This window comes from Mucilaginibacter sp., from assembly GCF_028288105.1.
In the GTDB taxonomy this organism is placed as follows: Bacteria; Bacteroidota; Bacteroidia; order Sphingobacteriales; family Sphingobacteriaceae; genus Mucilaginibacter.
Genome location: NZ_JAQBOI010000085.1, coordinates 1 through 11,880, shown reverse-complemented (window position 1 = coordinate 11,880; position 11,880 = coordinate 1). Strand labels below are relative to the sequence as shown.

The 11,880-nt window shown below is 36.9% G+C and carries 11 protein-coding genes; all 11 read left to right on the top strand.

Annotation, left to right across the window (positions count from 1 at the left end):
* The first annotated feature begins 38 nt into the window (after positions 1-38).
* The gene (locus tag JWQ85_RS05895) at positions 39-1,091 is read left to right on the top strand and encodes a Gfo/Idh/MocA family oxidoreductase (RefSeq protein ID WP_299465378.1); all 1,053 of its coding nucleotides are present in this window, start codon (positions 39-41) and stop codon (positions 1,089-1,091) included.
* Positions 1,092-1,095: 4 nt separating this feature from the next.
* Entirely contained in the window at positions 1,096-1,587 is a 492-nt protein-coding gene (locus JWQ85_RS05890; protein WP_299465375.1) for an acyltransferase, read from the top strand.
* 11 nt (positions 1,588-1,598) lie between these two features.
* Entirely contained in the window at positions 1,599-2,714 is a 1,116-nt protein-coding gene (locus tag JWQ85_RS05885; RefSeq protein ID WP_299465372.1) for a DegT/DnrJ/EryC1/StrS aminotransferase family protein, read from the top strand.
* Between the two features lies 1 nt (position 2,715).
* A complete protein-coding gene (locus JWQ85_RS05880; protein WP_299465369.1) occupies positions 2,716-3,348 on the top strand; it encodes a NeuD/PglB/VioB family sugar acetyltransferase in 633 nt (210 codons plus the stop codon).
* Between the two features lie 50 nt (positions 3,349-3,398).
* Positions 3,399-4,373 (top strand): NAD-dependent epimerase/dehydratase family protein, encoded by a 975-nt coding sequence (locus tag JWQ85_RS05875; RefSeq protein ID WP_299465366.1) that lies wholly within the window; start codon positions 3,399-3,401, stop codon positions 4,371-4,373.
* Positions 4,374-4,377: 4 nt separating this feature from the next.
* Positions 4,378-5,529, top strand: a complete 1,152-nt coding sequence (locus JWQ85_RS05870; protein WP_299465363.1) for a DegT/DnrJ/EryC1/StrS aminotransferase family protein — start codon at positions 4,378-4,380, stop codon at positions 5,527-5,529.
* 63 nt (positions 5,530-5,592) lie between these two features.
* Positions 5,593-6,894, top strand: a complete 1,302-nt coding sequence (locus tag JWQ85_RS05865) for a polysaccharide biosynthesis protein (protein WP_299465361.1) — start codon at positions 5,593-5,595, stop codon at positions 6,892-6,894.
* A 52-nt stretch (positions 6,895-6,946) separates the two neighbouring features.
* Positions 6,947-7,894: a hypothetical protein gene (locus tag JWQ85_RS05860; RefSeq protein WP_299465359.1), complete on the top strand. Its 948-nt coding sequence runs from the start codon at positions 6,947-6,949 to the stop codon at positions 7,892-7,894.
* 49 nt (positions 7,895-7,943) lie between these two features.
* The gene (locus JWQ85_RS05855) at positions 7,944-9,743 is read left to right on the top strand and encodes a glycosyltransferase (RefSeq protein ID WP_299465355.1); all 1,800 of its coding nucleotides are present in this window, start codon (positions 7,944-7,946) and stop codon (positions 9,741-9,743) included.
* A gap of 47 nt (positions 9,744-9,790) precedes the next feature.
* Complete coding sequence (locus tag JWQ85_RS05850; RefSeq protein ID WP_299465354.1) at positions 9,791-10,768, top strand: exostosin family protein; 978 nt, start codon at positions 9,791-9,793, stop codon at positions 10,766-10,768.
* Between the two features lie 28 nt (positions 10,769-10,796).
* Positions 10,797-11,880: glycosyltransferase family 4 protein (locus JWQ85_RS05845; RefSeq protein WP_299465352.1), on the top strand; the 1,084-nt coding region annotated here is incomplete at its 3' end.

Genomic DNA, 11,880 nt, shown 5'->3' with positions numbered 1-11,880 from the left:
TGTAATAACCTTTTACATTCAAAATTCTCTTTTAAATTATGGTTAATGTTGGAATAATTGGCTACGGTTATTGGGGGCCAAATTTAGTAAGGAACTTCTCTCTAACATCAGATTGTCGTGTAGTGGCTATTGCCGATTCTCGTACAGAACGTTTAATTGCTGCCGCAAAATTATCTCCGGGGATAGTTGTCTATAAAAACGCGGATGATATTATTAATCACCCTAATATTGACGCGGTGATTATTGCGACGCCTGTTTTTACTCATTTTGAATTGGCAAAAAGAGTGCTTTCAAAAGGTAAGCATGTACTTATTGAAAAACCAATGACCTCATCTGTTATAGAAGCAGAGATATTGATCAATATGGCTACCCAGAAGGGGTTATTGCTTATGGTAGATCACACCTTTTTGTATACTGGTGCAGTAGTTAAAATGAAACAACTGGTAGAAAATCAGGAATTGGGGAATATTAAATATTTTGATTCAACCAGAATAAATTTAGGCCTATTTCAACCCGATATCAATGTATTATGGGATTTGGCTCCTCATGATATATCTATTTTAAATTACATTATTAATGAACCGCCCTACAGTGTTAATGCAACTGGTGTAACCCATACCAATAATACTATTGAAAATATAGCATATCTAACCATTAATTACAATTCTGGATTTATAGCTCATTTTAATTGCTCATGGACAAGCCCGGTAAAAGTAAGGACCATGTTAATAGGAGGTGACCAGAAAATGATTTTGTATAATGATATGGAGCCAACAGAAAAGATAAAAATATATGATACCGGCTATAATCATGTAAATGACGAAGATAAAAAGAGGGTTTTGGTTGATTACCGAACCGGAGACATTCATGTGCCAAAATTAAATACAACCGAAGCCTTATCGGAAATGGCAAGTGATTTTATTACCTGTATCCAGGAAAAAAAGCAACCGAAGTCATCCGGCAAAATTGGTTTAGACGTAATGAAGATTTTAGAGGCTTCAAATAAATCAATAAAAAACAAGGGTTGCGAAGTTGTGCTCGACAGGATTGACAGATCTATTGAAAAGAAACAGACTCAAGTTTTTAATTAATTAAATGATAAGGGTAGATATCAAAAATGATCAACAATGTTTAGTTGATGTTAAACTTGGTGACGATGTCAAGATTTTCAATTTTGTCAACGCTTATGGATGCAGCATTGACAGCGGAACTAAAATAGGGGCCTTTGTTGAAATACAAAAAGGAGCAACTATTGGCAAGAACTGTAAAATTTCAAGCCACTCATTTATATGTGAAGGAGTGCATATTGCTGATAATGTTTTTGTGGGCCATAATGTAACATTCATTAATGATAAGTTCCCGCGTGCAATAACAGAAAATGGAGCATTGCAAACAGAAGATAACTGGGAATGTATTAAAACATTTATTGAAGAGGGCGCCTCTATTGGGTCGAGCGTTACCATATTATGTGGGGTTCGGGTTGGTAAAAGATCTGTTATTGGAGCAGGCTCGGTTGTAACCCGTAATGTGGAAGAAAATACAATTGTTGCGGGAAACCCTGCAAGGTTTATAAGAACCATTGATTAATCTTTATTTGAATGAACGATATATTAGTACAAGAAAAGATTTTATGCCTTGACTTAAAAAAGCAGCTTCAACAAATTAAACAAGAAGTATTTGATGCTTTTGAAAGCGTTTATGACAATGCAGCCTTTTCTGGCGGCCCATTTGTAGAAGACTTTGAAAAGAGCTTTGCGAATTTTTGTCAGACAAACTATGCTGTAGGAGTAAATAACGGTACTTCTGCATTGCACCTTGCAATGCTTGCTTTGGGCATTGGGCAAGGAGATGAAGTAATAATCCCGGCAAATACCTTTATTGCTACGGCATGGGGAGTATCATATAGTGGTGCAACACCTGTGTTTGTTGATTGCACAGATGATACCTGGCAAATAGATGTTAATTGTATTAAAGAAAAAATCACATCCAGAACCAAAGCCATAATAGGCGTGCATTTATATGGCCAACCCTGCGATATTGACGCCTTAAAGGCTATTTGCGAAGAGTTTAAGCTCTATTTTGTAGAAGATGCTGCACAGAGCCAGGGAGCAGAATATAAAGGGGTACCGGTGGGTGGTTTTGGTGAAATAGCATGTTTTAGTTTTTATCCGGGTAAAAACTTAGGTGCTTGTGGCGAAGCCGGCGGAATCACTACTAATAATGAAGTTTTTTATAAACGGTTTTTAAACTTAAGGAACCATGGTTCAATAGTTAGATACTATCATGACGAGTTAGGGTTTAATATGCGTATGGGCGGTTTGGAAGCCGCTTCATTAAATGTTAAATTAAAGTACTTATCAGCATGGAATAACCGGCGCCGGGATATAGCCGAGAGGTATCAAAAGAATATAAACAATGCTAAAATAAAAATGCAGTCGCAGCCTGACTGGTCGCACTCTATTTACCATTTATTTGTTATTACTACCAATAACAGAGATGAACTTGTTGATTATTTAAACGAGAACAAGATAGCTGCGGGATTGCATTACCCGGTTCCCTGCCATTTGCAAAAAGCTTACCACAGTTTAAAATATAAAATTGGCGATTGCCCTAATTCTGAATATTTATCAAATCATTGTTTGTCAATTCCAATGTATGCCGAATTAACAGATGACGAAGTGAATTATATTATAGATGTAATAAACGCTTATTAAAATGCAAAAGAAAAAGCTAATAATTTTTCCTTTTAATGGCAATGGGATCGAAGCATTTGATTGTATCAATTTTGATGAATATGATTTTATTGGTTATATAGATGATGATCCTACAAAAAAGTCAATGGAGTATGATATTTTTCCAAAGGTAATTTTAGATAAATATCCCGAATTGTTTGTTTTGGCCGTACCAGGCAGCTCTTTATCGTATATGGAACGGGCGCAAGCCATCCACTCATTAAACATACCCAACTTAAGATATATAAATTTAATTCACCCTTCCGCATCTGTAGGGAAAAATGTAAAGATTGGCTATAACTGTTTAATTATGGCGGGCGCTGTTATAACAAGTAATGCAGTACTAAATAATCACATCATCATTTTACCAAATTCTGTTATCCATCATGATGTTGTTATAAATAACTATACCCTTATTGGAAGTAATGTTGTTGTTGCCGGTGGTACAACTATTGGCAATAATTGTTACATAGGAAGTGGAACAAGTATTATAAATGGTATAACCATCGGCGATTTCTCACTCGTTGGGCTGGGAAGCAACCTTGTTAAAAGTATCCCTGAAAATTCGAAAGTTGCCGGGAACCCGGCAAGAAGCCTGGCGTTCGCAAATAACTAATCGCGAGTTAAGCAACACAGTACTTTAATAGCTAAACATTAACCTATACTATGCATAATAAAATTTACGGAAGTAAAATTCTTATAACCGGTGGTGCCGGGTTTATCGGTTCTTTTGTGGTAGAAGAACTATTAAAATACGATCCTGAAAAAATTACCATCATTGATAATTTAAGCCGTGGTAGTTTTGAAAACATAAAAAACTTTAAAGAAAATTCAAAAATTGAATTTATTGAGGGTGATATAAGGGACAAAGCATTACTTGAGGGACACATAATAGCCAAAGATTATGTATTTCATATGGCAGCATTGCGTATCAACGCTTGTGCAGCTAATCCACAAGATGGGTTTGACATTATGATCAAATCTACTTTTGAAGTGGCTGATTTATGTGCCAGGCATCAAATTAAAAAAGTTATTTACAGCTCAAGTGCATCAGTTTACGGCCTTGCCCAAAACTTTCCCACCCCCGAAACAGATAATCCATATAACAATCAAACATTTTACGGCGGAGCAAAATTATTTGGCGAACAACTGTTTAGAAGCTACAAATTTATGTACGGGTTGGATTATGTAGCGTTGCGATATTTTAATGTGTATGGCCCCAGGATGGATACAGATGGGAAATATACTGAAGTGATGATCAGGTGGTTAGATTGTATTAGCGATGGCAAAGCTCCTGCAATATATGGGGATGGTGGTACAACAATGGATTTTGTATATGTGAAAGATGTGGCGAGGGCTAATGTTGCCGCATTGTTATCTGGCACAACAGATGAAGTATTTAATGTTGGTCATAGAACAGAAACCAGTTTAAAACAGCTTTTAGCTATTTTATTAAAGGTGAACAATTCCACCCTCACACCCCAATTTAAAGAAGAAAATACGATAAACCCCGTAAGCCGGAGACTTGCTGATATAAGCAAGGCGAAATTGATGTTGAACTTTGAACCATCCATTGACCTTGAAGCTGGACTAACCGAACTTAGTCAATGGTATTTTGAAAAGAAAGCCTTTACCGTTTAATCATATGATTGCTATAGCAAAACCTTATTTAACCAACGCAGAAGCACAGGCTGCTTACGACACTATACTTACCGGCTGGGTTACACAGGGCCCCAAAGTTGAGGAGTTTGAAAAAAAGTTTGCACTATATACAGGTGCAAAATATGCTGTGGCTGTATCTAATTGTACTACCGCTTTACACTTAGCTATGATTGTTGCGGGAATTGGCGAGGGTGATGAAGTTTTATGCCCATCGCTAAGTTACATTGCAACCGCTAACGCAGTGAGATACGTTGGAGCAAAACCAATTTTTGTTGACGTGGAGTGCGATACTTATAATATTGACCCTATTGACGCCGAAAAGAAGATAACACCAAAAACAAAAGCAATACTAATTGTGCATCAAATGGGGATGCCGGCTAATATTAATGCCTTCAGGATTTTGTGCAATAAGTATAACTTAAAATTAATTGAAGATGCGGCATGTGCCGCAGGATCATCTTATAAAGGAGACCGAATTGGGTCTAATTCCTCACTTGTATGCTTTTCCTTTCATCCCCGTAAGGTAATTACAACAGGCGAAGGAGGGATGATCACAACCGATAGGGGAGACTATTACCAAAGACTTAAACTTTTACGGCAGCATGGAATGTCTGTAAACGACAGGGTTCGTCATGAAGCTAAAGATTTGATCTTTGAAGACCATATTGAAATTGGGTACAATTACAGAATGACAGATATACAAGCGGCTGTTGGCATTAAACAATTAGAAAAATTAGATTGGATTGTTGATGAACGCAGAAAAATTGCAGCCGCTTATAACAAAGCATTTAAGAACGTACCGTTTATACAGCTGCCTATAGAAAAAAAGGGATGCTTTAGCAATTACCAGTCTTATTGTATTTGTTTGAAAAATGGTTGCCCCATTGATAGAAATACGTTAATGCAGGGATTACTTGATTGTGGTATTGCCACCAGAAGAGGCATTATGACTGCACATAGAGAAACGGCCTATAAAGATCAATCAATAAATGTAACCTTGCCTGTTTCTGAAAACCTGCAGGACAACTCTATTATTTTGCCATTATACATACCAATGCAAGAAAGAGATCTAAAATTTGTTATCGATGCTTTTTTAGGCATGGTTCATAAAAAGTTTCAGGAAGTTCTTATTTAACTAAAACATATTATATATGATGTTAAAACAAAGTTATTTGTACTGTACATCATTATTGCTTTTATGAGGGCGCTTATCCAGCAAATGTATACACATCCTTCGTATAACAGGGTGCTTGAATGGACTAAACTTATTTCTATAACAGGTTCTTCTCAATTATTAATTCAGGCATTAGGGCTTATTGGGGGGATTCTTGTAATACGTTTGCTACCTACTCAACAATATGGGTTGTATACTTTAGCCAATGCAATGCTTGGTACTATGATTGTACTTGCCGACGGAGGCATTTCAAGTAGTGTTTTAGCTCAGGGAGGTAAAGTATGGCAAAATAGAGAAAAGCTGGGTTCGGTATTGGCTACAGGATTTAATTTGCGAAAGAAATTTGCCGTTGCAAGTTTATTCATTGCTATTCCCATCTTATTATATCTGCTTAGGCACCACAATGCGGGTTGGTTAACATCAATACTTATTATAGGCGCACTTGTTCCGGCTTTTTTCACATCTCTTTCAGGTACTCTGCTTACTGTAGGGCCATCGCTCCATCAAACTATTGCACCTTTACAAAAAGTGCAGGTGGGTGTAAGTATAGGCCGTTTATTGATGCTTTTGTTAACACTATTTGTTTTTCCGTGGGCATATATAGCAATCCTTTCTGCAAGTTTGCCTCAAGTTATAGGAAATATCCGCCTGCGTAAAATTTCTGCTGCTTATGCCGACTGGAGTCAAAAGCCAGATCCTGCAGTACAAAAAGAGATATTATCTATTGTTAAGCGCATCCTTCCGGGATCTATTTATTACTGCCTATCCGGTCAAATAACCATCTGGCTTATTTCAATCTTTGGCACTACTGCCGCGGTTGCTCAAATAGGCGCCCTTGGAAGATTATCTATGATGCTTGGCTTATTTAGTGCTGTTTATACTACTCTTATAGTACCACGCTTTGCACGGTTAGCAAATAATAAGAAAACTCTTTTAAAGAAATTTATACAGATACAATTAGGGCTAACAGGTTTATTTATAAGTATAGTACTTATAGTATCTATATTCCCATCCCAATTATTGTGGGTATTAGGCAAAAACTATTTCGGGTTAGAAAAAGAGCTTGTTTTAAGTGTGGCCGGTAGTTGTATCAGCTTATTCGCCGGGTTGTTATTTACAATAGCAACAAGTAGAAACTGGGCCATTAACCCGCTCGTTTCTATTCCATTAACACTGATTGCCATTATATGCGGGGCTTTGTTAATAAACATTTCTTCGCTGGCCGGTGTTTTGAAATTTAACTTATTTGTTTCATCTATAGAAGCTATAATTTACTTTGTTTATTGTATTTCAAAGATTAATAAAATGCAATTAAAGATTATCTGATAGCATTTCATCGGTTTACAATCTCAACCTAAATAATTATTCACGTTAGTGTATGACCTCAGCCATTTGTACAGTATTTGAAGGTCATTTTCATAGAGGGGTAGCTGTATTAATAAATTCACTTTACAAAAATGAATTTCGTGGCGATTTTTATGCAGGGTATCGTGGTACCTTACCTAAATGGGCCGAAATGGCAATTAATAACTCAGATTTAGATTGGCCCGGAGTTAAGACCTTACAAGTAGCTGAAGGTTTATATGTTCATTTTCTACCAATTGTTACTGATTATCATTTAGCGCATTGTAAACCCAGTTTTATGCTGAGCCTGTTAAATGGGCTGGCAAAAAATGCAGAAGCGTTAGCATATTTTGACCCTGATATAGTTGTTTTATGCAAATGGGCCTTTTATGAAAAATGGATGTCTTATGGGGTTGCAATGGTTCATGAAATAGTAAGTAATGATATGCCAGTTAACCATCCAACCCGGATGGAGTGGTATGATATAATTAGGATGTTGAACAAAGAACCTAAACGGGAAATACATTCTTATATAAATGCAGGGTTTTGTGGTGTTTCCAGAAAAAACATTGAATTTCTTAAAGTTTGGTCGCAAATAATTGAAGTAGCCATAAAAGACTACAACATGGATGCGGCAACATTTATAGCTTACGACAGAACGTCTGCTTTTTATTCTATTGACCAGGATTCTTTTAATATAGCAGCAATGTGTTGCGAATCGCCTATTAGCGAAATGGGGCCCGAAGCAATGGACTTTGTTGGTGCAGGGTGGACAATGTCACATGCTGCAGGATGGCCTAAACCCTGGAAAAAGAAAATTTTCTTGTCTGCATTATCGGGTAATGCACCATCCAGGCAGGATAAACACTACTGGAAAAATATTTATTACCCAATAAGCTTGTACGATACTTTATATGTATTTCAAAAAAAGACCGAAACTTTTATTGCAACATTTATTGGAAGATTTTACAGGCGTTATTGATGTGATAAGTAGAATGAGATTTTATTCATTATGAGAATTGTTTATTTACATGGAGAAAAAAGCTACTAAACCCAGGTTAGTATTTTTCCAGTGGCAACATGAAGGTTTGCCTAAGTTTTTACAGTTGCATTTGCAGCTGCATGTTAAGTGTTTGTCGGAATTTTTTGAAGTGATCTTAATTAATGAGAATTGTGATTATCAACAGATCTGCGAAAAATACCAGCCGGATATAACTCTTCTTGAAAGTGGTTATAGATCTTCCATCTCTCAAAAAATAACTATTAAAAACACATCTGCCTTTCCAGAGATACCTAAATTAGGATTGCATAACGGAGATTCATGGTGCGATTGCCGTGTAGGGTTTATATCAGATATGGAGCATTGGGGTATAGAAACCTTCTTTTCTATTTGCACCACAATGGCCGAACATACCCCAGAACTTGCACAAAACTTGTTTGTATGGCCCAATTTTATAGATAGTGATGTATACAAGGATTATGGACAGGCTAAAATAGTCCCTGTACTGTTTAACGGTTACATTAATGCATTATATCCATGGCGACAAAAGATTTATGATATCGTTTCTAAATGTTATCCGTCACTGATATTCCCGCATTTGGGATATGAAAACCATTCACCAATGATGATTCATGGTGAGCAGTATGCACGCACAATAAATGCCTCGTGGTTTGTACCGGCATGTGGCACCTTGGCTAAAGAGGTTGTTCGCAAACATTTTGAGATACCGGGCTCCCGGTCTTGCTTAATTGCAGAAAGAACACCATCCCTTGAAGCTGCTGGTTTTGTCGACATGGAGAATTGTGTATTCGCCGATGAAAAAGATGTATTAGATAAAATGAGTTATCTGTTTAAAAACACAGATGAGCTTGAAAAAATAACAAACGCCGGCTATGAGTTGGTTCAGTCGCGACATACATTAAAACAACGGGATCAGATTTTACAATGGTATAATCTTAATAAAGACCTTAAAATTAATCAAAGAATTGTTCAAGGGAACCCTTTCGAACCCCTAAGTGTTGTAGAAATATCATCAGGTATTAAAAATACACACATAAATTGTGATGGATTAAACTTAGTACTAATACACCAGGCAGATGAGAAATTACTGGCCGGCAAATATGATGAAGCCGAAGCCTTGTATCTTAAATGCTTAAGTTATATACATTGGATGTGCGAGCCAAAGCTAAAACTCGCCATCTGTAATTTACATAAAGGTAATGCGGATGAAGCGCTTAATTGGGCTACCGGTCCGTTACATAATACTTTAGGTTCGTACGGGGCCATGGATCCTGACCCGGTAGAGTGGGCTTACTTTATTATTTCTCTGCTTTGCCAGGGAAACCTAAACACGGCAATAATTCGCGCTAATCAATTCCCTGCCCTTCATCATCCCGAAATTGATCGTATCCGTTGGGTTATTAATTATCTGCAGCATAAAGGCGATGAAAACTATATTGAACAAAGTAAATTAAAGGCCCGCTATAGTGTTCATCAGCTTCCTAAAGTAAGTTTTGTTGACTGGGTTAACAACCTTTGTATTATGCTTACCGCCTGTAAACAAACAGGGTACGCAACAACCTTAAGTGTGTTAGTTTCTTTAGAACAGCCAAAAAGGACATCAGGAAGTATTATCAGATCATTAAAGAACCTTTTATTATTAGCCCGTATTAAATGGCTGAAAAAAATAGATCATGTTTTTGAAGCTTTACATATTCCAAATCGTAGGTCTGGGATGCCTTCAGCCTCTGAAATTGATTATCTTATACGATTGGGCAGATGGGCAAAAATAGATTCTATAATAAAGTTGAGGTATCATATAAAACCTTGAACACCTAATACCGTGGGTTAGTCAAATAAAGGGATAGCTATCTAATAATGAAACTTTTTTTTATAAATGAAAACTTATCCGGTTTATCTGATAGTGATGCAAAAATACTTGATAGTATCAAAAGCACACTTCTTTCAACGAAGGGTATTGAAGAGGTATTTACTCCGGAAAGAGCTGATGCTATTATTATACAAGAAGAAAACTCATTTAAAAACTTTAGGTATATAAAAGATTTAGAGCTGGATGCTTTGATCTCTGCTTATCCCGAAAAAGTTTTTACTATTAATACGGATGATTGCGCAACGGGATTGCTTCGTGGTTTATACACAAGCCTTCCAAAGTATAGGTTTAATTCGGGCCTTTATGCGGCAGTGCCTTATATGCAATTTCCAAATGATTTAGTATTTGCAAAAAGCTCTGATGAAGTTACTCCAACATGTTTAGCAAGTTGGCGAGGTAATACAAAATCTAACGGCCTACGGCTAAAGATGGTAAGCTTGTTAGAAGCAAAAAGTGAATTTCGTATTGAAAGAACTGATAGCTGGCTTAATCATAATGATGACGAGAAGATCTCCTATGTGAATCTTATTAGAGCTTCAAAATTTTCTCTTTGCCCTGCCGGTTGGGCGCCCGTAAGTTATAGAATATATGAAAGTATGGCTTTAGGGAAATGCCCCGTTATTATAGCCGATGATTTTGTACCACCAAAGGGGCCGAATTGGAATGATTTCGCTTTATTTTATCCAGAGAAGGATATATCAGCTTTGTCGTCGTTTATTTCTCGTAACGAGCATCTGGCAAATGATTTAGGTAAAAAAGCATTTAACGCCTGGCAAGAACATTTTTGTCAGGATGTTATCAAAGAATACTATGCAAATACTCTGCTGTCGCTGATACGCCTAACGCCAAAAACATCAAAAGAAGCCGAACTTAAGAGATGGAAATCACTAAGCCTTAACTGGAATAATAAATGGACCATACCCCAGCGATTAATAAATAAGATTAAGAAAGTAATTTATAATTAGCGCCAGACTGGCAAATTGTAAGCAAAGTATGGCACAACGCACAAATCCCCCGCTGGACTACAAGCCCATAAAAATTGCTTTTTTAAGCGCAGGATTGGGTAACATTTCAAGAGGTTTTGAAATATCCTGTTGCACCTGGTTTGACGAGGTTAAGAATATAACAGATTTGGATGCAAGATTGTTTTCGGGCGGAAAAATTAAAACAGCAACACATGTTTGGAACTGGTCAAGAAATGGATTTGTAGCATCATTTTTAAGAAATGTAGGATTAATTAATGATGGTTGCAGGCTTGAACAAATTACTTTCAGCTTCGGCTTTTTGTTCCACTTGTTTTTTTACCCGCCGCACGTTATATGGCTGCAAGAAGCAACACTTGGAAATATGCTTCTTAAATTCAGAAAGATATTTGGGTTTAAATATGAATTGATATTTTGTGATGGAGCGCCTGTTGGCCATAGCTTTGCTAAAAGGTTTGATTATTTAGTGTTTCTGCACCAGTATGCTCTTGACGATGCAATTAGCGATGGAGTAGATCCGAAAAGATGCTGCGTTATCCCGCACTTATCATTAAACGCTGATAGTAGCCTTGATAAACCCGGGGCCCGCTTTAAAATGAATATTGCCGAGGACAAGTTTGTAATAATTTGTGTGGCAGCATGGAATAAGCATCATAAGCGCATTGACTACCTCTTAAAGGAAATTGCTTCAATAAATTCAAATAAGATATTGTTACTGTTATGCGGCCAGCCCGAAAATGATTCGGTTTTATTAAAAAAGGAGGCAACCAAATTAGGCATAGATATACAGTGGCATACTTTAAGTCAAACCGAGCTGGCAAACGCCTACGTAGCTTCTGATCTGTTTGTTTTACCTAGTTTAAATGAGGCCTTGGGCGCAGTTTTAATTGAGGCAGGGGTATACGGCTTACCAGTAATTTGCCACCCACACCAGGCCGGTAAATTTATATTTGGTAAAGATTATGCCGGCCTTACTGACCTTTCAGAGAAGGGAAATCTCACAAAAAAAATTCTGGATTTTACAAATGCCGGGAATATTGAAGATGAAGGTTATAAAACCAAGGAAATTGTGAGCCGAAAGTTTAACAGACAAA